The 23,747-nt window shown below is 70.4% G+C and carries 14 protein-coding genes; 5 read left to right on the plus strand and 9 right to left on the minus strand.

Features of this window, described 5'->3' with window-relative positions; genetic code table 11:
• Positions 1–24 precede the first annotated feature (24 nt).
• The 3 genes from AC3AOF_RS24115 (at position 25) to AC3AOF_RS24125 (ending at position 2,206) form a co-directional block, all read left to right on the plus strand.
• Positions 25–501 carry a nuclear transport factor 2 family protein gene (locus AC3AOF_RS24115; RefSeq protein ID WP_236988463.1) on the plus strand — a complete coding sequence of 159 codons (477 nt, stop codon included), beginning with the start codon at positions 25–27 and terminating at the stop codon, positions 499–501.
• A gap of 105 nt (positions 502–606) precedes the next feature.
• The gene (locus tag AC3AOF_RS24120; RefSeq protein ID WP_236988462.1) at positions 607–915 is read left to right on the plus strand and encodes a phage holin family protein; all 309 of its coding nucleotides are present in this window, start codon (positions 607–609) and stop codon (positions 913–915) included.
• A gap of 550 nt (positions 916–1,465) precedes the next feature.
• Positions 1,466–2,206, plus strand: a complete 741-nt coding sequence (locus tag AC3AOF_RS24125; protein ID WP_236988461.1) for a phosphorylase — start codon at positions 1,466–1,468, stop codon at positions 2,204–2,206.
• Here the strand turns inward: AC3AOF_RS24125 and hpnH are convergent.
• Positions 2,129–3,283, minus strand: a complete 1,155-nt coding sequence (gene hpnH, locus AC3AOF_RS24130) for an adenosyl-hopene transferase HpnH (RefSeq protein ID WP_236988460.1) — start codon at positions 3,281–3,283, stop codon at positions 2,129–2,131. The two genes, AC3AOF_RS24125 and hpnH, sit on opposite strands and share 78 nt — an antisense overlap.
• A 122-nt stretch (positions 3,284–3,405) precedes the next feature.
• Positions 3,406–4,356 carry a 4-hydroxy-3-methylbut-2-enyl diphosphate reductase gene (ispH, locus tag AC3AOF_RS24135; RefSeq protein WP_236988459.1) on the minus strand — a complete coding sequence of 317 codons (951 nt, stop codon included), beginning with the start codon at positions 4,354–4,356 and terminating at the stop codon, positions 3,406–3,408.
• A 413-nt stretch (positions 4,357–4,769) separates the two neighbouring features.
• On the opposite strand from ispH, the gene AC3AOF_RS24140 reads away from it, so the two are divergent.
• Positions 4,770–7,433 carry an MMPL family transporter gene (locus AC3AOF_RS24140; protein WP_236988458.1) on the plus strand — a complete coding sequence of 888 codons (2,664 nt, stop codon included), beginning with the start codon at positions 4,770–4,772 and terminating at the stop codon, positions 7,431–7,433.
• Between the two features lie 547 nt (positions 7,434–7,980).
• Positions 7,981–9,456, plus strand: a complete 1,476-nt coding sequence (locus AC3AOF_RS24145) for a SulP family inorganic anion transporter (RefSeq protein ID WP_236988457.1) — start codon at positions 7,981–7,983, stop codon at positions 9,454–9,456.
• A gap of 251 nt (positions 9,457–9,707) precedes the next feature.
• On the opposite strand, the gene AC3AOF_RS24150 is transcribed toward AC3AOF_RS24145, so the two are convergent.
• From AC3AOF_RS24150 to AC3AOF_RS24180, 7 genes are all read right to left on the minus strand, one after another.
• A complete protein-coding gene (locus tag AC3AOF_RS24150) occupies positions 9,708–10,346 on the minus strand; it encodes a TetR/AcrR family transcriptional regulator (RefSeq protein WP_236988456.1) in 639 nt (212 codons plus the stop codon).
• A 79-nt stretch (positions 10,347–10,425) separates the two neighbouring features.
• Positions 10,426–11,814: a cytochrome P450 gene (locus AC3AOF_RS24155; RefSeq protein ID WP_488346710.1), complete on the minus strand. Its 1,389-nt coding sequence runs from the start codon at positions 11,812–11,814 to the stop codon at positions 10,426–10,428.
• A gap of 35 nt (positions 11,815–11,849) precedes the next feature.
• On the minus strand, positions 11,850–13,088 hold the full coding sequence (locus AC3AOF_RS24160; RefSeq protein WP_488346711.1) for a phosphopentomutase: 1,239 nt from the start codon (positions 13,086–13,088) through the stop codon (positions 11,850–11,852).
• Positions 13,085–14,704 (minus strand): ABC transporter ATP-binding protein, encoded by a 1,620-nt coding sequence (locus AC3AOF_RS24165; RefSeq protein WP_236988453.1) that lies wholly within the window; start codon positions 14,702–14,704, stop codon positions 13,085–13,087. The genes AC3AOF_RS24160 and AC3AOF_RS24165 overlap by 4 nt, the downstream gene beginning before the upstream one ends.
• A 350-nt stretch (positions 14,705–15,054) precedes the next feature.
• Positions 15,055–16,491, minus strand: a complete 1,437-nt coding sequence (locus AC3AOF_RS24170) for an efflux transporter outer membrane subunit (protein WP_488346712.1) — start codon at positions 16,489–16,491, stop codon at positions 15,055–15,057.
• Between the two features lie 263 nt (positions 16,492–16,754).
• Positions 16,755–20,039: an efflux RND transporter permease subunit gene (locus AC3AOF_RS24175; RefSeq protein ID WP_488346713.1), complete on the minus strand. Its 3,285-nt coding sequence runs from the start codon at positions 20,037–20,039 to the stop codon at positions 16,755–16,757.
• A gap of 271 nt (positions 20,040–20,310) precedes the next feature.
• A complete protein-coding gene (locus AC3AOF_RS24180; protein WP_488346714.1) occupies positions 20,311–23,430 on the minus strand; it encodes an MdtB/MuxB family multidrug efflux RND transporter permease subunit in 3,120 nt (1,039 codons plus the stop codon).
• Between the last annotated feature and the right edge of the window lie 317 nt (positions 23,431–23,747).

The raw sequence follows: 23,747 nt of genomic DNA on the forward strand, positions 1-23,747 counted from the left end.
GACCGCACGGACGGGAGGAAGTCCATGGAACGGACAGAGAGCTGCTCGCGGCGCGTCCTGCTGGCGGGCATGACGATGGGGGTGATGGCGGCCCCGATGCTCGGATCGGGCGCGGCCCTGGCCGCGGACGGGAACGAGGCGGTGGCCGGGAAGCTCGAGGCCCTGCGGGTCGCGATCGTGGAGGGCGACGCCAAGGCGCTCGACGCCCTCACCCATCCGCAGCTCAGCTACGGCCATTCGAGCGGGCGCAAGATCGAGACCAAGCCCCAGTTCATCGCCAGCCTCGCCGGCAAGACCAACTACAAGTCGCTGACCTTCTCGGAGCCGTGGTTCCAGATCGTCGGCGATACCGCCATGGTCCGGCACGTCTGGGACGGCGCCGATATCCTGCCCAACGGCGAGACCGGCCGCTCCTACATCGCGGTGATGCAGGTCTGGCTGAAAGATGGCGGCGACTGGCGGCTGCTGGCCCGCCAGAGCTGTCCGCTCAAGCCCGCCTGACGGGCACGACCCGGGAACGACGGCCAAGCTCGGGCGTTTTCGCTCGCCGTACCGATGCCCGGTCGCGGCGAGGCGGGAGCGCGAGCTTTGCGGGCCGACCGGCAGGTGAGCACGATCAGGCTGGTCGTCGAGGCGGTACGCCTCGCGAGCAGCCTGGCCGTCAAGGAGATCACGCTGTTCTCCGACGAGGTCGACCGGATCGCCCGCGTCGTCTCGGGCTGGGCCCTGTGGGGCGGCGCGATCCTGCTGCTCGCCTGCGTCAGCGGTTTCCTGCTGCTGATGGCCCTGGTGAAGGGTCTCGGGGGGCTGATCGGGTCGGAGCCGATCGCGGCCGTGATCGGGGCGGCGCCCTTCACCGTCGCGGCCGCCATGCTGGCATTCTGGGGCCTGCGGAAGATGGACATCCGGCGCTAGCCGGATCGTCCCCGCATCGCAAAGGCCACCCATGTGCTTCGAGCATGGCCGTTGTGCGCTGCAATCGATTGCTTTGTGCGATGCAGCATGAGATAACCGCGTCGTACCGCAGCGATGGCGTCGCGGCGGTGCAGCCCTCTTTGGGCGTTTCCTCCCTAGACTTCGGGCCGCCTCGCAAGGGCGGCCTTTTTTCTGTCCGAGCGGGGTCATAGCCGAGGCGGGCCGGGGCCTACAAGCACAATCGTGCCCCGTCCGCCGCCGGATGGCACGATCCTGCGTTCAGCCGGGCAGGCTGACCGATCGCCCGACGGCATCACGCCGTCCGCCGCTCCGCTTACCCATCGATGGCGATCACCCGATCCACCGGCGGCAGCCTGCCGGGATTGTCTGCGGGCATTTCTGTGCCGTCGTTCATGGGTGGTCATTCACGGCACCGGCCGGAGCCCCGCCCGTGTCACCGGCGCCACAGGACCGCCTCCTCCGCTCTGGTATGAGGGGTGCTTGTCGCCTGCCCCCAATGCCTGCCCCCATTGAAAGCTCAGGACTCCGCATGATCGTCGTCGAGGACACCACCGGTCCGAACGGGCCTCATCCCGTCCTGGCCGTGACCGGCCTGGCCCGCGAGGCGCGGCTCGCCGCCGGGCCGGGCGTGGCGACGGTGGGGGCCGGGGGCAATCCGGAGCGGTTGCGGGATCTTTTGAAGGGGCGCAGCGGCCCGGGCTGCCGGGCGGTGATGAGCATCGGCATTGCCGGCGGGCTCGATCCGGCCTTGGTGCCGGGCGACGTCGTGGTGGCGACCGGGGTCGTCTCGGCCGGGCGGCGCTTCCAGGCGCATCCGGAGGTGGTCGCGGCTCTCGCCCGCCGGTTGGCGGATGCGCCGGGGCGGGTGATCCAGGCCGATGTCGCGGGGGTGGAGGCGGCGGTGCTGTCTCCGCACGCCAAGGCGGTCCTGCATGCCGAGACCGGCACTGCTGCGGTCGACATGGAATCGCAGGTCGCGGCGGCCTTCGCGGAGGTCCACGGCCTGCCGTTCTGCGCCGTCCGGGTGGTGTGCGACCCGGCCGACCGCGCCCTGCCGGCGGCGATCGCCAAGGCCCTCAAGCCGGACGGCGAGCCCGATATCCTCGCCGTCCTGTCGGCTCTGGCCCGCCGCTCGGCGAGCGTGGGCGGGCTGGTGCGCCTCGCCCGCGACTCGTCGGCGGCCTTCGCCTCGTTAGGCCGCTGTCGCGCGCTTCTTGGCGTCGGCCTTGGCGTCCCGGATCTCGGAGAGCTTCTGCGCGACGTTGCGTGAGAACACGAACTCGGCCGGGCGCTGGTTCTCGAGGGAGATCTCGGGAGCCATCTCGCCCTCGGTCTTGATCCCGCGGAGAGCGTAGATCACCGGCTTCCACGGCTTCTTGACCGAGTCGACCACCGACGAGGCCTCGTAGCCGGAATGCACCATGCAGTCGGCGCACTTCTCGTAGTTGCCGGTGCCGTAGGAATCCCAGTCCGTGGTCTCCATCAGCTCCTTGAAGGTCTTGGCGTAGCCTTCGCCGAGCAGGTAGCACGGCTTCTGCCAGCCGAAGACCGTCCGGGTCGGGTTGCCCCACGGCGTGCAGTGGTAGGTCTGGTTGCCGGCCAGGAAGTCGAGGAACAGGCCTGATTGCTGGAAGGTCCACTTCTCGCGGCCCTTCTCCTTGCCGAGACGGAACACGCCGCGGAACAGGTCCTTGGTCGCCCGGCGGTTGAGGAAGTGCTGCTGGTCGGGGGCGCGCTCGTAGGCGTAGCCGGGGGAGACGGTGATGCCGTCGATGCCCATCCGGGTCACGCTGTCGAAGAAGTCGGCGATCTTGTCCGCCGAGGAGTTGTTGAAGAAGGTGCAGTTGATCGTGACCCGGAAGCCCATCTCCTTGGCCTTCTGGATCGCCGCCACCGCCTTGTCGTAGACGCCGCGCTGGCACACCGACTGGTCGTGCATGTCCTTGTCGCCATCGAGATGGATCGACCAGGTGAAATACGGGCTCGGCTTGTATTGCGCGATCTTCTTCTCGAGGAGAAGTGCGTTGGTGCAGACGATCGCGAACTTCTTCTGGGCGATGATGCCCTCGACGATCTGCGGCAGGTCCTTGTGCAGGAGCGGCTCGCCGCCGGCGATGACCACCACGGGTGCACCGCACTCGCGGACCGACTCGAGAGCTTCGTCGACCGGCAGGCGCTTGTTGAGGATCTCGTCCGGATAGTCGATCTTGCCGCAGCCCGCGCAGGCAAGATTGCACCGGAACAACGGCTCCATCATCATGACAAGCGGGTAGCGCTTGCGGCCGGTGAGGTGCTGCTTGAGGATGTAGCCGCCGATCTTCGCGACGTACCGGAGAGGAATGCCCAAGACCAAGGCTCCTTGTGTCGTGGTTCGTGTCGAGTGCTGTGCCAAGCGGGCTGATTAGCCCGAAAAGTGGCGGATTTCCAGCAAGCTAGGTTCGAAAGAGTCCAGGCTGGGTGCGTATCGGCCTAACTGTGGCCCAAACTCGACGGGAGCGGGAAGCTTGCGCTCTCGACCACGCCCGGAAGCGTGGAAATCCGCAGGGGGGTGCGACGCTGCAGCGCAGCAATCACCTCGGCGATCACCACCTCGGGGGTCGACGCGCCGGCGGTCAGCCCGAGGGTCCGCACGCCGTCGAGGGCGATTCGGCGCAAGTCCTCCGCGCCTTCGACGAGATGGCTCGGCCGGCCGGCCTCGGCGGCGACCTCGCGCAGGCGGTTGCAGTTCGAGGAATTCTTCGCGCCGACCACCAGGATCAGGTCGGCGACCTCGGCGAGCGCCCGCACGGCGGCCTGGCGGTTCTGGGTCGCGTAGCAGATGTCCCTGGTCTCGGGCCCGACGAGATCGGGGAAGCGTCTGTGCAGGACCGCGATGATCGCCCGCGTGTCGTCGACGCTGAGCGTCGTCTGGGTGACGTAGGCGAGCCGCGTCTCGGCGGGCAGGTCGAGGGTCTCGGCCTCCGCCACGCTGCCGACGAGATGGACCGCCCCGTCGATCCGGCCGAGCGTCCCCTCGACCTCGGCGTGGCCGGCATGACCCACCAGGATCACCGTGCGGCCTTGCGCGGCATAAAGCTGCCCTTGCTTGTGCACCTTGGCGACCAGCGGGCAGGTGGCGTCGATCACGGGCAGGCTCCGTCGCGCGGCCTCCGCCTCGACCGCCCGCGACACGCCGTGGGCCGAGAAGATCGTGGTGGCCCCAATAGGCACCGCGTCGAGGCTCTCGACGAAGTGGGCGCCCTTGGCCTTCAGGTCGGCGACGACGCGGCCGTTATGGACGATCTCGTGGCGAACATAGACCGCGCGATCGCCCCGGGCGAGCACCCGCTCGACGATGTCGACCGCCCGCACCACCCCGGCGCAGAAGCCCCGCGGCTGGGCCAGCACGAGGTCGATCCCGTTCTCCTGCTCTGCCGCCACCGGACCTCCGTCTCGTCTCGCCGCGACTCGGCTCCTGTCGGGCAAAGCCCTCTCGTCCTGCCGGGCAAAGCCCTCTCGGGCCGAAGGTTTAGGGCGAGGCCGGCGGAGGCGTAAAGCCGAGCCGGGCCGAAGGACCTGCGCGGCGAAGTCCGGTCGGATCGGGGATCCGTTTTGCGCCAACGCGTTGCAATCGGGCCTGCGGGTCATTACCTAGCGCGCCACGGACGCTCCCTGGAGCGTTGCCGTGACACCGATGCACCTCGCGACCATGGGCGCCGCCGCCCCGCGCGCTATGTTGGTCCCGGCTAGCGCGCGTCTTGCACGGGACATCGCCGTGGCAGGGCCGTCGGGCCGATCGTCAGGATTCCACCGGGCCGCCGCATGGCCCGCGAGCTAGAGGCAGGCTTCGCATCGTGATCGAACGGCTCGTGGCGTTTTCCGTACACCGGCGCTGGCTCGTCCTCGTGGCCGCGCTGCTGCTCACCGTCGCGAGCGCCGTCACGGCGGCGCATCTCTTCCGCATCAACACCGACGTCGAGCGCCTCATCACCCCGGACGTGCCCTGGCGCCAGGACGAGATCCAGTTCGAGAAGATTTTTCCGCAGCGCAGCAACCTCCTCGTCACGGTGATCGACGGGCAGACCCCGGAACAGGCCGAGGAGGCGGCGACCCGCCTGACCCAGGCCCTCGCGACCCACAAGGACCTGCTGCCGATCGTCTACCGCCCCGATGGCGGGCCGTTCTTCGACAAGAACGGCCTCCTGCTGATGCCCCAGAAGGAACTGGACCAGACCACGGAGCGGCTGATCCAGCAGCAGGGCCTGCTCGGGCCGCTCGCCGCCGACCCGTCCCTGCGCGGCATCATGCAGGCTATGGTGATGGGCGCTCAAGGGGTGAAGGCGGGCCAGGCCAAGCCCGAGGACCTCGTCGGCCCGATGGGCCAGATGAAGGAGGTCTTTGATCGCGTCCTGAAGGGCGAGCGGGCGCAGCTCTCGTGGCAATTGCTGCTCTCGGGCGGCAAGGCCGAGCCGAGCGACCTGCGCCGCTTCGTCATCGCCCAGCCGGTGCTCGACTACGACGCCCTGCAGCCCGGCGAGAAGGCGACCCAGCTGATCCGCGAGACCGCCCGCAACCTCGGCCTGACCGAGGCCAACGGGGTGCGGGTGCGCCTCACCGGCCAGGTCGCGGTGGCGGACGACGAGTTCGCGACCCTCGCCGACGATGCCGGGCTGAACTACTCGGTCACCGGCGGCGCCATCGTGCTGTTCCTGTGGCTGGCGCTCCGCTCGGGCAGCCTCGTCGTCGCGGTGCTCGTCACCACCTTCGCGGGTCTCATCGTCACGGCCGCCCTCGGTCTCCTGATGGTCGGCGAGCTGAACCCGATCTCGGTCGCCTTCGCGGCCCTGTTCGTCGGCCTGGGCATCGATTTCGGCATCCAGTTCGCCGTGCGCTATCGCGCCGACCGCTTCGCCGAGGGAGACCTGGAGCGGGCGATCCGCTCGGCCGCCCGGGGCGTCGGCTGGTCGCTGACGCTGGCGGCGGTGTCGCTGCTGGCCGGCTTCTTCTCCTTCCTGCCGACCGACTTCCGCGGCGTGTCCGAGCTCGGCCTGATCGCCGGCGTCGGCATGATCGTCGCCTACCTGTTCTCGCTCACCATGCTGCCGGCGCTGATCGCCGTGCTGCGGCCGCCGGGCGAGAAGCAGGAGGTCGGCACCGCCAGCATGGCCTCGGTCGATCACTGGATCCTCGAGCACCGCAAGCTGGTCCTGGCGCTGACCGGCCTCGTCACCGTGGCGGGCCTGCCGCTGCTCTACTGGCTGCCGTTCGATTCGAACCCGATGCACCTGCGCAGCGCGAAGGTGGAATCGGTCGCGACCTATCTCGATCTCGCCAAGGACCCGAAGACCAGCCCGAACTCGATCGACGTGGTGGTGCCGGACCGCGACGCCATCGACCCGATGGTCAGGAAGCTGATGGCCCTGCCGGGTGTCGCCGGGGTGATCGACATCAACACCTTCGTGCCCGCCGACCAGGACCAGAAGCTCGCGACCATCGAGGACGCGGCGCAGGTGCTCGGGCCCGTGCTCAACCCGCCCCGCGTCGCGCCCCCGCCGACCGACCGCGAGGTGGTGACGGCGATCCGCAACGCCGTGACGGCGCTCCGCGGGATCGCGCAGGGTGCCAAGGAGCAGGGTGGCAAGGAGCAGGGCGCCGCCGCTTCCGGCCCGCTCGCCACCATCCAGGGCTTCACCGACACCCTCGACCGCCTGGCTTCCGCCGAGCCGTCCGTCCGCGAGGCCGCCGCCGCCGCGGTGGTGCCGAACCTCAAGGTCCTGCTCACCCGCCTGCGCAGCCTGCTCGCGCCGGAGAAGATCACCCTCGAGAACCTGCCCAAGCAGATCCGCTCCGACTGGATCGCCGCCGACGGCAAGGCCCGGATCGAGGTGCAGCCGAAGGGCAACTCGAACGACAACCTGGTGCAGCGGCGCTTCGCCAAGGAAGTCCTGAGCGTCGCTCCCCACGCCACCGGCGCGCCGGTCGCCACCACCCTGTCGAGCCACACCATCCTGGGCGCCTTCATCGAGGCGGGCCTGCTGGCGCTGCTCTCGATCTTCATCATCCTGTCGGTGGCCCTGCGCCGGCCCTGGGACGTCGCCATGGCGCTCGGACCGCTGGTGCTCGCCACCCTGTGGACGCTGGAGGCGCTCTACCTCATCGGCATGCCGCTCAACTTCGCCAACATCATCGCGCTGCCCTTGATGCTGGCGGTGGGCGTGGCCTTCCACATCTACTACGTGATCGCCTGGCGGGCCGGCGTCGCCGACATGCTCGCCTCCAGCCTGACCCGGGCGATCTTCTTCTCGGCGCTGACCACCGGCACCGCCTTCGGCTCGCTGGTCCTGTCGAGCCACCCGGGCACCGCCAGCATGGGCAAGCTGCTCGCCCTGTCGCTGTTCTTCACCCTGGTCGCCGCCTTCTTCATCGTCCCGGCCTTCCTCGGGCCGCCGCCGAAGCAGAAGGCCAAGGACGGGGTGCCGGAGAATGCGGCGCGGCGGGATCCGCTGATCCCGGCCTAGGGCTGGGGTACGCTCCGTAACGACAAGGCCCGCCCCTCCGCCGAGGGGCGGGCTTTTTTCTCGAAGGGCGCGGGGAATCTCCTCTCCCCGCGGGCGGGGAGAGGGCTGCGTCTCCGTTCAGGAGATGCAGCAAGCCCGAAGGGCGAGGGTGAGGGGGTGTTTCCGGAAGAGTCTCACCCGTAGAGACCCCCTCACCCTCGCTACGGCTACGCCTGCGCTCCTTTCGCCCCCGACGAGAGGGGCGAAAGCCTCTCCCCGCCCGCGGGGAGAGGGGAAACCCGCGCCAATCTCGTTTTGGTTGGTTCCCGATAACCCTGCGCCCAGCCGTTGCGACTTTGATCCCCTCGCCCCGTTGCGCCGCAGCAAAGACCCGTGTACGCACGGACCCATGATGCAGGATCGAGCCATATTGGTCTCGCGGCCCACGCCGCCGTAGCGCTCCGCTCTCCCGCGTCCTCTCTCCACGCCTGTCCTCCGTACCCGTCCGCCCCGCGCGGTGGACCGTCCTCGCGCGCCTCGTCGCGCCCGTTCCGAAAGCTCAGACTCCATGAACCTCGTCCGCCTGCGGCGCGAATGGGCGCCCGACGTCACGCGCGAGATCCTGGCCGGCACCGTCGTGGCGCTTGCCCTCATCCCCGAATCGCTCGCCTTCTCGGTCATCGCCGGGGTCGACCCGAGGGTCGCGCTCTATGCCTCGTTCTGCATCGCGGTCGTCACCGCCATCGCGGGCGGGCGCCCGGCGATGATCTCGGCGGCCACCGGGGCGACCGCCCTGCTGATGACGTCGCTGGTCAAGGATCACGGCCTCGGCCATCTCCTCGCCGCCACCATCCTCACCGGCCTGATCCAGATCGCCGCCGGGGCCTTCAAGCTCGGCGACCTGATGCGCTTCGTCTCGCGCTCGGTCGTCACCGGCTTCGTCAACGCGCTCGCCATCCTGATCTTCATGGCCCAGCTGCCGGAGCTGATCGGCCGCGGGCCGGTCGTCTACGCGATGACCGCCGCCGGCATCGCGCTGATCTACGGCCTGCCGTACCTGACGAAGGCCGTGCCCCCGGCGCTGGTGGCGATCGTGCTGTGCACCGCCCTGTCGATGAGCCTCGGCCTCGACATCCGCACCGTCGGCGACATGGGAGCGCTGCCGAGCGAATTGCCGAGCTTTGCCCTGCCGCAGGTGCCCTTCACCCTGGAGACCCTGCGGATCATCCTGCCCTATTCGCTGACGATCGCCATGGTCGGCCTGCTCGAGAGCCTGATGACCGCGGCGATCATCGACGAGCGCACCGACACCACCTCGAACAAGAACCGCGAATGCACCGGCCAGGGGCTGGCCAACGTCACCGCCGGCCTGTTCGGCGGCATGGCCGGCTGCGCGATGATCGGCCAGTCGATGATCAACGTCTCGTCGGGGGGCCGCGGCCGGCTCTCGACCCTGTGGTCCGGCGCCTTCCTGCTGTTCCTGATCGTGGTGCTCGGGCGCTACGTGGCGCAGATCCCGATGGCGGCGCTCGTCGCGGTGATGATCGTGGTCTCGGTCGACACCTTCCAGTGGCGCTCGATCCGCACCCTGGTCACCCACCCGACCACGTCGAGCATCGTGATGCTCGGCACCGTCGCGGTCGTGCTCGTCACCCACGACCTCGCCAAGGGCGTCCTGTTCGGCGTGATCCTGAGCGGGCTGTTCTTCGCCCACAAGGTCACCCGGTTCTTCGCCGTCGCCTCGAACCGCGAGGGCCGGACCTGCACCTACCGGGTGACGGGCCAGATCTTCTTCGCCACCGCGGAGGCCTTCCATGCCGGCTTCGACTTCCGCGAGGAGGAACTGGAGCGCGTGGTGATCGACCTGACGCAGGCCCATTTCTGGGACCTCACCGCCGTCAACGCCCTCGACCGGGTCGTGCTGAAGTTCCGCCACCACGGGGTACCGGTGGAGATCGTCGGCCTCAACGCGGCCTCGGCGACGTTGGTCGAGAAGCTCGGCACCCACGACAAGCCGGGGTCGGCCGTGGCTTCGGGGCATTGAGCCATCGAGCGCATCGGAACGGCCGGGATGCGGGCGATTGATCGTCTTCCCAATCGCGACCTCATCCTGAGGTGTCGGTCGATCGAAGATCGACTGACCTCGAAGGAGGGCTCCAGGGATCGCAGTGGTCTCTGGGGGCCTCCTTCGAGGCTCCCTTCGGTCGAATGCGATCTTCGATCGCCAGCACCTCAGGATCAGGTCATGGGTGGGATGGAAGGCCGGATCGACGGAAAAGCGTCGCGCCCACGCCCCTACCCCGTCCTGACCGTCGCCCCGTGCACCATCGCCAGCACCCCGGCCCGCAAGAGGTCGTACTTGGTCGGAAGGCCCGGCCCGGTCGGCAGCCGGCCGGCTGCGGCGAGCGTCGCGATGCCGTGGGACAAGGCCCAGACTTCGAGGGCGACGAAGCGTGGATCGACGCCGGGCGCGAATCCGTCCGGGAAGGTCGAGCGTAGGGCCTCGACCAGCAATTCGAAGGCATTGCGGTCCCGCGGGGCCTGAACCGGCTTGCAGTCGTCGGGTCCGACGGGCCGGGCCTCGAAGATCGCCGCGTAGTAGCCCGGCTCCTCCTCGGCGAAGGTCAGGTAGGCCTCGCCCATGCGGGTGAAGCGCTCCAGCGGCGTGCCGGGGCCGCGCAGCGCCCGGGCCAGCCGCGCGGCGAGTTCCGTGAAGCCGCGCTCGGCCACCTCCTCCAAGAGGGCCTCGCGGCCGCGGAAGTGGCGGTAGAGCGCCGCCGGCGAGACGCCGACGAGGCGCGCCGCATCGACCAGGGTGAAGCCGCCGATCCCGCGCTCCGCGATGAAGCGGCGCGCGGCCTCGATCAGGGCCTCCTTGAGGTTGCCGTGATGGTAGCCGCGCCGGTCGGACGGGCCGCTGCGCCAGGGTCGCACCGTGTCTTCAATCTCTTCGCGGGGCCGGGCCGGCCGCTTCCCGCACAGCCCATAGAGCATTTTCGCGCGCGCGGCAGGCTCAACCGGCGCGGCGTTCGAGATGGAAGCGCGGCACGTGGTCCGGCCGCAAAGTCGTGGTCGCCACCGGCAGCACCGGGCGGTCGCCGTCGAGGGAGAGGCGGAAGTCGCGCATCAGGCGCGCCAGGACCAGGATCGCCTCGGCGAGCGCCAGCTGCGCCCCGATGCAGATCCGCGGGCCGGCACCGAACGGCAGGTAGACGAAGCGGTCCGGCTCCGGCCCGTCGAGGAAGCGGCGCGGGTCGAAGACCTCCGGCCGGTCCCACCACAGCGGGTTGCGGTGGAGCACCCAGGTCGGGATCATCACGATGCTGCCGGCCGGGATCGCCGTGCCCTCGACCACGCTCGCCCGGGCGGCGCGGCGGGGGATGACGTAGACCGGCGGATAGAGCCGCAGGGTCTCCTGCGCCACCGACCGGGCGAGCCGCAGATGGGCCAGGGACGTGGCCGCGCCCGCCTCCGACAGGTCGAGGCCGGCGGCTTCCGCCGCGAGCGCGTCCTGCACGGCGGGTTCCCGGGCGAGGAGCGTGCAGGCCCAGAACAGGGTCGAGGCGGTGGTCTCGTGGCCGGCGACGATCAGGGTGCCGACCTCGTCGGCGAGCAAGCCTCCGGGCGCGTCGCCATGCGCCTCGACGAGGAGGTCGAACAGGTCCCGCGCCTCGCCTGCCGCCCCCTGTGCCCGCCGCGCCGCCAGCACCGCCCGCACGGTCCCGAGCCAGCGGCGGCGAAACAGCGCCCGGCGCGGGCTCGACGGGGTCGGCCAGCCCGGCGGCAGCAGGAAATCGGCGATCGTCGGCCGGCCGAGCCGGTCGAGATAGCCGGAGACCAGCCTCCTTATCTCGGTGCCCAGCGCCCCGGTCTCCAGCGAGAACATCGACGTGGTGGCGATGTCGAGGGCGACGCGCTGCATCTCTGAGCGCAGGTCGGCCGGGGCGCCGAGGCCGGATTTCAGCCGGCGGCAGGATTCCTCCGCGGCACGGGCGACGAAGCGCAGCATCAAGGGCAGGGTGCGGGGCGTGAAGGCCGGGGCCAGCACCCGGCGCTGATGGCGCCAGGCCTCGCCGTCGGCGAGCACCAGGCCGTTCCCGGCGATCGGCCCGATCGCCCGCCGCCCGGCAGGCAGGCGCAGGAAATCCTCGGTGGCCGAGAGCAGGACGTGGCGGGCGCCGGCCGGCGTGCACAGCAGCACGATCCGGCCGCCCCCGGGCAGCGGCACCGTCACCGCCGGTTCGTCGAGGCAGGCGCGGGGCAGCGCCTCCAGGGTGTTGCGCCGGAACGCGCCGAGGAGCTTGAGCCAGCCGACCCGCTCGGCGAGGGCCGGCACCGGCGGCGCGTAGGCTCCGGGCTCGTGCGCCGCGACGGGGAGCGGACCGGAAGCCGTGATGGACAAGGCGAAAACGTCTCCGCTGGCGCACCGTCCCTGCTTTACGCGAGCGGTCCGGGCTCCCTCAAGCTGTGATCGGCCAAGCTGTGATCGGTCAAGCCGAGATGATCCGCGACCCTCCGGCCGATCGCCGAAAAGCCGAGCCGCCCGAGGGGGCCGGGTGCCACATCCGGCCCGAAGGCCAGGATCGGCACCTGCTCGCGGGTATGGTCGGTGCCGGGGGAGGTCGGGTCGTTGCCGTGATCGGCGGTGACGAGGCAGAGGTCGCCGGGCTTGAGCGCCGCCCGGATCTCCGGGATCCTGGCGTCGAAGCGTTCGAGCGCGGCGGCGTAGCCCGGCACGTCGCGGCGGTGGCCGTATTCGGTGTCGAACTCGACGAGGTTGGCGAAGACGAAGCCGCCCTCGGGCAGGTCGGCCAGCGCCGCGAGGGCGGCGGTGAGGCAGGCCTCGTTGCCGCCGGGCTTGACCTCACGGCCGGTCGCCCGATGGGCGAAGATGTCGCCGATCTTGCCGACGCTCACCACCGTCCGGCCGGCGGCGGTCAGGCGGTCGAGCAGCGTGTCGGCCGGCGGCGGCACCGCGTAGTCGCGCCGGTGGGCGGTGCGGGTGAAGCCGGTGGTCGCATCACCGATGAAGGGCCGGGCGATGACCCGGCCGATGCGGTAGGGGTCGCAGAGCCGGCGGGCGATGGTGCAGAGCCGATAGAGCCGGTCGAGCCCGAACGTCTCCTCGTGGGCGGCGATCTGGAACACGCTGTCGACGGAGGTGTAGCAGATCGGCTTGCCCGTCCGGACGTGCTCCGCTCCGAGTTCCTCGATGATCGCGGTGCCGGAGGCGTGGCAATCGCCGAGGATGCCCGGCAGCCCGGCCTCCTCGACCAGGGCCTCGATCAGCTCCGGCGGGAAGGCTGGCCGCGTCGCCGGGAAATGGCCCCAGGCGAAATCCACCGGCACCCCGGCGATCTCCCAGTGGCCGGACACCGTGTCCTTGCCCTGCGCGCCCTCGACCGCGTGGCCGAAGGCGCCTGCGATCGGCCCGGGCGGGGCGAGGCCGGGCGGGATCCGGCCGCTCGCACCTTGGGCCGCGAGCCCGAGGCCGAGGCCGGCGAGGTGCGGCAGGTGCAGCGGGCCGCTCCGCAGGCCCGCCCGGTCGCCGCGGCCTTGGGCGCAGGCCTCGGCGATGTGGCCGAGCGTGTCGGCGCCCGCGTCGCCGAAAGCCGCGGCATCCGGCGCGCCGCCGATGCCGACGGAATCGAGCACGATGAGGAGCGCCCGGCTCATTCGCTCACCGCCCCGGTCGGGGCCGCCGCGAGGTCGAAGGCGGCGGCAAATAGCGCGCGGGTGTAGTCGGTGCGGGGCCGGGAGAAGATGTCCTCCGCCGCGCCCTCCTCCACCACCTGTCCGCCCTGCATCACCATCACCCGGTTGGCGAGCGCCCGGACCACCTTGAGGTCGTGGCTGATGAACAGGTAGCCGAGGCCGCGGCGGGCCTGCAGGTCGCGCAGCAACTCGACGATCTGCGCCTGGACCGACATGTCCAGCGCCGAGGTCGGCTCGTCGAGGACGACGAAGCGCGGATCGAGCGCCATGGCGCGGGCGATCGCGATGCGCTGGCGCTGGCCGCCGGAGAATTCGTGCGGGTAGCGGTCCATCGCCGCCGGATCGAGCCCGACATCGGTCAGCGCCCGGGCGACGATCTCCCGGCGCTCGGCCTCGGTGCGGCCCTTGCCCTGCACCTCGAGCCCCTCGGCGACGATCTCGGCCACCGACATCCGGGGCGAGAGCGAGCCGTAGGGATCCTGGAACACCACCTGCATCTCTCGCCGCAGGGGCCGCATGGCGTTCGCCGACAGCCCGTCGATGCGCCGGCCGAGATAGACCACCGGCCCCTGCGAGGCGATGAGGCGCAGGATGGCGAGGCCCAGCGTGGTCTTGCCTGAGCCCGATTCGCCCACCACCCCGACGGTCTCGCCCTCGCGCACGCTCAAGGCCACCCCGTCCACCGCCTTGACGTGGCCGGTGGTGCGGCGGAGCAAGCCCGTCTTGATCGGGAAGTGGACCTTGATCGGCCCGGCCTCGACCAGGATCGGCGCCCCGTCCGGCACCGGGTTGCCGCGGCCCCGCGGCTCGGCGGCGAGCAGGCGCTTGGTGTAGTCGTGCTGCGGATCGGCAAAGACCTCGGCGACCGGGCCGGTCTCGACGATGCGGCCCTGCAGCATGACGCAGACCCGGTCGGCGACCCGGCGCACGATGCCGAGATCGTGGGTGATGAACAGCATCGCCATGCCGAGCCGCGATTTCAGGTCGGCCAGCAGCGACAGGATCTGGGCCTGCACGGTGACGTCGAGCGCCGTGGTCGGCTCGTCCGCCACCAGCAGGTCGGGCTCGCAGGCCAGCGCCATGGCGATCATCACCCGCTGGCGCTGCCCGCCGGACAATTCGTGCGGATAGGCGCCGAGCCGCCGCTCCGCGTCGCGGATGCCGACGAGGTTCAGGAGTTCGAGGGTGCGGGCGCGGGCCGCCTCCCCGCTCATCCCCTTATGCAGCCGCAAGACCTCGCCGACCTGCTCGGCGATGCGGTGCAGCGGGTTGAGCGAGGTCATCGGCTCCTGGAACACCATGGTGATGTCGGCGCCGCGGATCCCGCGCATCTCGGGCTCGGAGAGGGTCAGCAGGTCGCGGCCCTTGAACCGGATATGGCCCTCCGGCACGGCGCCATCGACGAGGCGCAGGATCGAGAGCGCGGTCACCGACTTGCCGGAGCCCGATTCGCCGACGAGGGCCACGGTCTCCCCCGGCGCGATGGCGAAGGAGACGCGATCGACGGCACGGGTCTCGCGCCCGCCCTGGCGGAAGGCGACGGAGAGGTCCTGGACGGAGAGGAGCGGGTCGGTCATCGGCTCATGGGTCGGGCGGCGGCGCGCCGGTGGACCGGTGTAGGGCATTGGCGGGCGGGCGGGAACCGGGGCGGTGGAGCGGTCCGGAAAAGGTAAATCGCCGGAAACCCCTCTCCCCGCGGGCGGGGAGAGGACTTCATCGACCTTGTCGTCGATGAAGTGAGCGGAGGCGCAGCCGAAGCGAGGGTGAGGGGGTGTCTCAGGATGAGGCTCCTCCGGCAACACCCGTCACCCTCGCCCTTCGGGCTTCCTTCACCCCCGACGAGGGGGGCGAAGGCCTCTCCCCGCCCGCGGGAGGAGGAGAGAACCCGAGCTTTATTGATCTCGACACAGATCGGGCGGACACCGCCTCACTCGTCCACCCGCGGCGCCTGGCCGCGGTCGATCGGCAGCGGCGTGAACTGCTTCAAGGCTTCGCCGCTCGGCAGGCTGCTGGTGTCCCAGCCGCCGCCGATCGCGCCGATCAGCGACACCGCGTTGGTGAAGCGGTTGAGCCGGACCTGGAGCGCCGTGACCTCGTTGTTCAGTTCCAGCGCCTGGGCGGTGACGACGGTGGTGTAGTTCTGGGTGCCGGCGCGGTACTCGTTGAGCGCGATCTCGACCGCCCGGCGCGAGGATTGCACCGCCAGCTCCTGCGCCCCCTGCTGGCGGGCGAGGATGCGCTGGCCGGCCAAGCCGTTCTCGACCTGCTGGAAGGCGGTGAGCACGGTCTGGCGGTAATTGGCGACCGCCCCGTCATAGGCCGCCTCGACGGCCTGGAGGGCGGCGGTGCGGGCGCCGCCGTCGAACAGCACCTGAGACCCCGAGGCCGCCACCGACCAGAAGGTGTTGGCGGCCGAGAAGAAGGTGCGGGCCGGATCGCCCGCGATCCCGCCGCTCGCCGACAGGGTGACGGTCGGGTAGAACGCCGCCACCGCGACGCCGATCTGGGCGCTCTGGGATTGCACGGTGCGCTCGGCGAGCGCGATGTCGGGCCGGCGCTCCAGCAGGTCGGAGGGCAGCTTGACCGGCACGGCGGGCGGGCTCGCCGGCAGGCTGCCGCGGGCCAGCGACACCTCGGAGGGCGGGCGGCCGATCAGCGTCGCGATGGCGTGTTCGAGGTTCGCCCGCTGCAGCCCGACCGCGATGGCGCTGGCCTGGGTGGTCTGGAGCTGGGTCTGGGCGGTGATGACGTCGGAGCGGGCGGCGACGCCGGCATTGTACTGGTTCTGGGTGATCTCGAGCGAGCGCTGGTAGGCCCGCACCGTGCGCTCCAAGAGGCTCTGGAGCGATTCCTGGTAGCGCAGCTGGTAGTAGGCGATCGCGAGTTGGGTCTGGAGCGCGAGGCGCACCGAGGCGATGTCGGCGGCGCTGGCCTGCGCGGCGGCGACGTCGCTCTCGATCGTGCGGCGGATGCGGCCGAACAGGTCGGGCTCCCAGGTCGCCGAGCCCTGCAGCGTCACGGTGGTGCGCTCGATCCCGCCGGTGCTGGCGCGGCTGATCGAGGGGGCGCCGAGCACGGTCGGGAACAGCTGGGCGCGGGCCTCCTGCACCAGGGCGCGGGCCTGCCGGTAGGCGGCGACCTGGGCGCGCAGGTTCTGGTTGTCGACGTCGATCAGGCGGATCAGCCGGTCGAGGGTGGAATCGCGGAAGACCCGCCACCAGTCGCCGCGCTCGGCCTCGTCGAGGGGCCGCACCGGCCGCCAGTTGCGCGGCGGCATCGGCCGGGCGCCGCCCTCCTTGAAGGCGGGGGGCGTCTCGACGGTGGGGCGGGTGTAATCGGGGCCGACGAGGCAGCCGGCGAGCATGAGCGGGAGCAGGGTCGCTGCCGCCAGATGCGGAGCGCGCCCCCCAACCCTCCCCCCTCTGCGGGGGAGGGTGGCCCGGCCGTGAGGCCGGGTCGGGAGAGGGGACGCCGTTTCCGGAGAGGTCGCGCGCGCGATGAAGGGCGCCACCTGGATCGGCGTCGCGGTCCCCTCTCCCGGCCTGCTCCGCAGGCCACCCTCCCCCGCGGAGGGGGGAGGGTTCACGGGCGCGCGGTCGTTCAAGTCAATGAAATCGGTGGACAAGGTCATTCGGCCGGCAGCGCCCGCGTGGCGGAGCCCCGGCGGCGACCGACCCAGAGCCGGAACCGGTCGAGGTACAGGTAGACGACGGGGGTGGTGTAGAGGGTCAGGACCTGGCTCACGATGAGGCCGCCCACGATGGCGATGCCGAGGGGACGGCGCAGCTCGGAGCCCTCGCCGCCGTCGAGAATCAGCGGCAGCGCGCCGAGAAGCGCGGCCAGGGTTGTCATCATGATCGGGCGGAAGCGCAAGAGGCAGGCCTCGCGGATCGACTCCCGCGGGCTCAAGGACCGCGTGCGCTCGGCGTCGAGCGCGAAGTCGATCATCATGATGGCGTTCTTCTTCACGATGCCGATCAGCAGGATCACGGCGATGAGCGCGATCACCCCGAATTCCTCGCCCGCCAGCATCAGGGCCAGGATCGCCCCGATGCCCGCCGACGGCAGGGTGGAGAGGATGGTGAGCGGGTGGACCCAGCTCTCGTAGAGGATGCCGAGCACGGCGTAGACGGCGAGCAGGGCCGCCAGGATCAGGAGCGGCTGGCGCGTGGACGAGGACTGGAAGCTCTTCGCCGCACCGGCGAATTCCCCGTGGACGGTGGCGGGCAGGCGCAGGTCGCGCATGTGGCCGTCGATCGCCGCGGTGGCGTCGCTCAGGCTCTTGCCGGGGGCGAGGTTGAACGACAGCGTCGTGGCGACGAACAGGCCCTGGTGGCTGACCTGGACCGGGGTCGAGCCGGTCTCGAAGCTGGCAAACGCCGAGAGCGGCACCATCGTCTCCTTGGCGCTGCTGATCGCCGCGCTCGACGAGGCGCTGGAGCGGCCGGCCGCCGCGATGGAGTTGGTGGCGGCGTTGCGGGCCGAATCGGTCGCGACCGCGGCGGCCGCGCTCGTCGCGTCGGTCGGGGCGGTCGCGGCGCTCGCCACCGTGCCGGCGACCGCGTTGGTGGTGGCCGAGCCGCGGGCCCGCGCGCCGGAGGTCGAGACGTAGATCAGCTTCAGCGTCTCGGGATTGTCGAGGTAGCGCGGCGCGATCTCCATCACGACGTGGTACTGGTTCAGCGGGTTGTAGATCGTCGAGACCTGGCGCTGGCCGAAGGCGTCGTAGAGGGTGTTGTCGATCTGGTCCGGGGTCAGGCCGTAGCGGAAGGCGGTCGGCCGGTCGATGACGAGGCGCGTCTCCAGGCCGCCCTGCTGCTGGTCGGAGGTGACGTCGGTGAAGGTCGGGTCCTTCTGCATCGCCTCAAGCAGCTTCGGGGTCCAGGTGTAGAGCTCCTCGCTGGTGTCGCCCTGGAGCGTGTACTGGTACTGCGAGAAGCTCTGGCGCCCGCCCATGGAAAAATCCTGGCGCGGGAACAGGTAGAGCCGGGCGCCGGGAATCGCGGCGAGCTTCGGCCGCAGGCGGGTCATCACGTCGGAGATCGGGTCGCGCTGGCCGAGGGGTTTGAGGCCGACGAAGACGTTGGCCGAGTTGGTGCCGCGCCCGCCGGTGAAGCCGACCACGCTCTCCACCGCCGGGTCGGCCTGGACGATGGCGGTGGCGCGCCGGAGCTTGGCGCTCATCGCCTGGAACGAGATGCGCTGGTCGGCCTGGATGCCGCCGATCATCTGGCCGGTATCCTGCTGGGGAAAGAACCCCTTCGGCACGATGACGTAGAGGTAGACGTTGAGGACCACCGCCGCGAGCAGCACCAGCATCACGGTGACGCCGTGGCGGAGCGCCCAGTCGAGGGTGACGCGATAGCCCGACAGGAGGCCCGCGAAGGCGCCCTCCAGCCCCCGCGCCACCGGGCCCGGGCGCACGCCATGAGCTTCCGGCTTGAGCAACCGGGCGCACATCATCGGCGTGGTGGTGAGCGAGACGACCAGCGAGATCAGGATCGCCAGGGACAGGACGACGGCGAATTCCTGGAAGAACCGCCCGACGATGCCGCCTGCCAGCAGGATCGGCAGGAACACCGCGATCAGCGACAGGCTCATCGACAGGACCGTAAACCCGACCTCGCGGGCGCCGAGCAACGCCGCCTCGACCCGGGAGCGCCCGTCCTCGATGTGGCGCTGGATGTTCTCCAGCACCACGATCGCGTCGTCGACGACGAACCCGGCCGCGATGATGAGGGCCATCAGCGAGATGTTGTCGAGGCTGTAGTCGCACAGCCACATGGCGGCGAAGGTGCCCACCAGCGAGATCGGCACGGCGACGGCCGGGATCAGGGTCGCGCGGGCGGAGCGCAGGAAGCCGAACACCACCAGGATCACCAGCCCGACCGAGATGATCAGCGTGCGCTCGGCCTCCGCCAGCGACGCCCGGATGGTGAGCGAGCGGTCGCCGGTGACGATCAGCTCGGTGTCGCCCGGGAGCGCCGCCTTGAGCTGCGGCAGGGCACCTTTAAGCCGGTCGATCGTCTCGACCACGTTGCCGCCGGGCTGCTTGTAGACGATCAGGAGCACGCCGCGACGGCCGTTGACGAGGCCGAGGTTGCGCCGGTCCTCGACGCCGTCCACCACCTGGCCGACGTCGCGAAGCCGCACGCCCGCGCCGTTGCGGTAGGCCACCACGATGTCCCGGTAGTCGGCGGCCTTGCGGCCCTGGTCGTTGGCGTAGAGCTGGTAGCGCCGTTCGCCGGCCTCGATCGCGCCTTTCGGCGAGTTGGCGTTGGCGCTGGCGAGCGCGGCGCGGATGCCCTCGAGCCCGATTCCGTAATGGAACAGGGCGTTGGGATCGAGCTCGACCCGCACCGCCGGCAGCGACGAGCCGCCGATATCGACGTTGCCGATCCCTTCGAGCTGCGACAGCTTCTGGGCGAGCACCGTCGCGGCGGAATCGTAGAGCGCGCCGGGGCTCAGCGTCTTCGAGGTCAGGCCGAGGATCAGGATCGGCGCGTCGGCCGGGTTGAACTTGCGGTAGGTCGGGTTGGTGCGGAGCGCGGTCGGCAGGTCGGCCCGGGCGGCGTTGATCGCCGCCTGCACGTCGCGGGCGGCGCCGTTGATGTCGCGGTCGAGCCCGAATTGCAGCACGATCCGGGTCTGCCCGACGGAACTCGTCGAGGTCATCTGGTCGACATCGGCGATCTGGCCCAGCCGCCGTTCGAGCGGCGCGGCTACGGTCGTCGCCATGGTGTCGGGGCTGGCGCCGGGCATCGAGGCCTGGACCAGGATGGTCGGAAAATCGATCTGGGGCAGCGGCGCCACCGGCAGCCGCACGAAGGCGAACAAGCCGGCGAGCAGCACGCCCAGCGTGAGGAGCGTAGTGGCGACCGGGCGCAGGATGAAGGGGGCGGAGAGGTTCACCGGCGGGCCCCGGGGGCTCGACGCAGGCTTTCCCCTCTCCCCGCGGGCGGGGAGAGGACTTCACCCCCCTCGTCGGGGGTGAAGTGAGCGCAGGCGAAGCCGGAGCGAGGGTGAGGGGGTGGTGCCGGAAGAGTCTCATCCGGAGACACCCCCTCACCTTCGGCTACCGCCTCGCTGCTGACCCGACAAGGGGTCAGCAGCCCTCTCCCCGCCCGCGGGGAGAGGGGATGCGCGCGACCGAAAGTGGAAATTTGTTCGGCCGTCGCGCCCCTCACGGCACCGCCTCCCCGGGCGCGAGCCCGCTGCTCCGCCGCCCGGAGAGGCGCCGGCCGAGCCGGTCGAAGGCGAGGTAGATCACCGGCGTGGTGTAGAGCGTCAGGATCTGGCTCACGATCAGGCCGCCGGCGATCGAGATGCCGAGCGGCTGGCGCAGCTCCGAGCCGGTCCCCGTCCCGAGGATCAGCGGGATCGCCGCGAACAGGGCCGCGAAGGTCGTCATCAGGATCGGGCGGAAGCGCAGGATGCAGGCCTCGTAGATCGCGTCCCGCGGGGTCATGCCCTCCTCGCGCTCGGCCTGGAGCGCGAAGTCGATCATCATGATGGCGTTCTTCTTCACGATGCCGATCAGGAGCACGATGCCGATGATGCCGATGATGTCGAGGTCGTGGTTGAACAGCATCAGCCCGGCGAGCGCCCCGATGCCGGCCGAGGGCAGGGTCGACAGGATCGTGATCGGGTGGACGAAGCTCTCGTACAGAACGCCGAGCACGATGTAGACCGTGACGATCGCCGCGAGCACCAGGAACAGGGTGTTGTCGAGCGAGGCCTGGAAGGCGAGCGCCGAGCCCTGGAAGATCAGCCGGAAGCTGTCGGGCATGCCGAGCTCCGCCTCCGCCGCCCGGATCGCCGCCACCGCCGGCCCGAGCGAGGCACCCGGCGCGAGGTTGAACGAGATGGTGGTGGCCGGGAACTGGCCGAGATGGCTGATGAGGAGGGGGGCGCGGCGCTCGCTCACCTGGGCGATGGCGGTGAGCGGCACCTGGCCGTTGGTGGCGGTGGAGGACGGCAGGTAGATCCGCTGCAGCGAGTCCAGCGTCCGGTGCAGCTCCGGATCGGCCTCGAGGATCACCCGGTACTGGTTCGACTGGGTGAAGATGGTCGAGATGATGCGCTGGCCGAAGGCGTCGTAGAGGGCGTTGTCGACGGAAGCCGGGGTGATGCCGTAGCGGCCGGCCGTGGCGCGGTCGATGGTGATGTAGGCCGAGAGCCCGCTCGCCTGCCGGTCGCTCGCCACGTCGGCCAGATCCGGGATCTGCTTCAGGCGGTCGACGAGGCGCGGGACCCAGGTGTCGAAGGCGCCGAGATCCGGGTTCTCCAGGATGAACTGGTACTGGGTGGCGCTCACCGCCGTGTCGATGGTGAGGTCCTGCACCGGCTGCATGAACAGCGCGATCCCCGGCACGTCGCCGACCCGGGCGGAGATCCGCCGGATGATCGCGCTGGCATTCTCCGCCCGCTCCTCGCGCGGGCGCAGGTTGATGAGGAAGCGGCCGGAATTCAGCGTCACGTTCTGGCCGTCGACGCCGATGAACGACGACAGGCTGACCACGTCCGGATCCTTCAGGATCGCTTCGGCCAGGCGCTGCTGGCGCTCGGCCATGGCGGCGTAGGACACGGTCTGGTCGGCCTGGGTGATGCCCTGGATCAGGCCGGTATCCTGGACCGGGAAGAAGCCCTTCGGGATCACGACGTAGAGGTAGACGGTGAGCACGAGGGTGCCGACCGCCACCAGCAGCGTCAGCCATTGATGGGCGAGGACGCCCCGCAAGGTGCGGCCGTAGAAGGCGATGCCGCCCTCCATCAGCCGGCGCCCGGCATTGGACAGGCGCCCGGCGGCGCGGGCCTGCGGGGCCTCGTGGCGCAGCAGCCGCGCGCACAGCATCGGCACCAGGGTCAGCGAGACGATCCCCGAGATCACGATGGTGGCAGCCAGCGTGATGGCGAATTCGTGGAACAGGCGCCCCACCACCTCGCCCATGAACAGGAGCGGGATCAGCACCGCGAGCAGCGAGACGGTGAGCGAGATGATGGTGAAGCCGATCTCGCGCGAGCCCTTGAGGGCCGCCTCCATCGGGCTGTCGCCCTCCTCGACGTGGCGGGCGATGTTCTCGATGACGACGATCGCGTCATCGACCACGAAGCCGGTCGCGATGGTGAGCGCCATCAAGGACAGGTTGTCGAGGGAGAAGCCCCACAGGTCCATCACCGACAGCGCCCCGACGAGCGAGAGCGGCACCGACAGGCTCGGGATCAGGGTGGCGGGCAGCGAGCGCAGGAACAGGAAGATCACCAGCACCACCAGGGCGATGGCCAGCAGCAATTCGAACTGCACGTCCTCCACCGAGGCGCGGATCGTCACCGTGCGGTCGGTGAGCGGGGTGACCTGGATCGCCGCCGGCAGCGTCGCCTGGAGCTGCGGCAGCAGCGCCTTGATCCGGTCGACCACCGCGATGACGTTGGCGCCGGGCTGGCGCTGGATGTTGAGGATCACCGCGGGCGTGGTGTCCATCCAGGCGCCGAGCTGGGTGTTCTCAGCCCCCTCCACCACCTCGGCCACCGCCGAGAGCCGCACCGGCGCGCCGTTGCGATAGGCGATCACCGCGTCGCGATAGGCGTTCGCGTCGCGGATCTGGTCGTTGGCGTTGATGGTGAAGGACTGGGTCGGCCCGTCGATCGAGCCCTTCGGGGTGTTGACGTTGAGGTTGTTGATGGTGGTGCGCAAATCGTCGATGTTGAGGCCGTAGGCGGCGAGCGCCGATGCGTTGAACCGCACCCGCACCGCCGGCCGCATCCCACCCGCCATCGAGACGAGGCCGACGCCCGAGACCTGGCTGATTTTTTGCGCCAGCCGCGTCTCGGCGAGGTCGCGGACCTGGGTCAGCGCCAGGGTCTTCGAGGTGAGCGCCAGCGTCAGGATCGGCGCGTCGGCCGGGTTGACCTTGGCGTAGACCGGCGGGGCCGGCAGGTCGCCCGGCAGCAGGTTGCCGGCGGCGTTGATCGCGGCCTGAACCTCTTGGGTGGCGATGTCGATGCCGAGATCGAGGTTGAACTGGAGCGTGATGACCGAGGCGCCGGCGGAGGACTGCGACGTCATCTGGTTGAGGTTGGCGAGCTGGCCGAATTGCCGCTCCAGCGGCGCCGTCACCGCCGAGGTCATCACCTCGGGGCTGGCGCCGGGATAGAAGGTCTGGACCTGGATCGTCGGGTAATCGACCGAGGGCAGGGCCGAGAGCGGCAGGTTGAAGTAGGAGATCATGCCGACGAGCAGGATCGCCAGCATCAGGAGCGTGGTCGCGACCGGGCGCAGGATGAACAGGCGGGAGGGGTTCATCGGGCGATTCCGATGAGGCGCGCTGCCTCAACCCTGCCCCCTACGCGCAGGGCTGTCCGGGAAAAGGAAAAGGCGCGGGTTTCCCCTCTCCCCGCGGGCGGGGAGAGGCTTTCGTCCCCCTTGCCGGGGACGAAAGAAGCGGAGGCGCAGCCGAAGCGAGGGTGAGGGGGTCTCGACGAGTGAGGCGCTCCCGGAAAAACCCCCTCACCCTCGCGGCGAACCTGCGGTTCGCTGCGCGGGCTCGCTGCGAACCCGACAAGGGGTTCGCAGCCCTCTCCCCGCCCGCGGGGAGAGGAGGATTCCCGCGCCATTTTTCC

Source organism: Methylobacterium sp. 142-1Y, assembly GCF_057747795.1.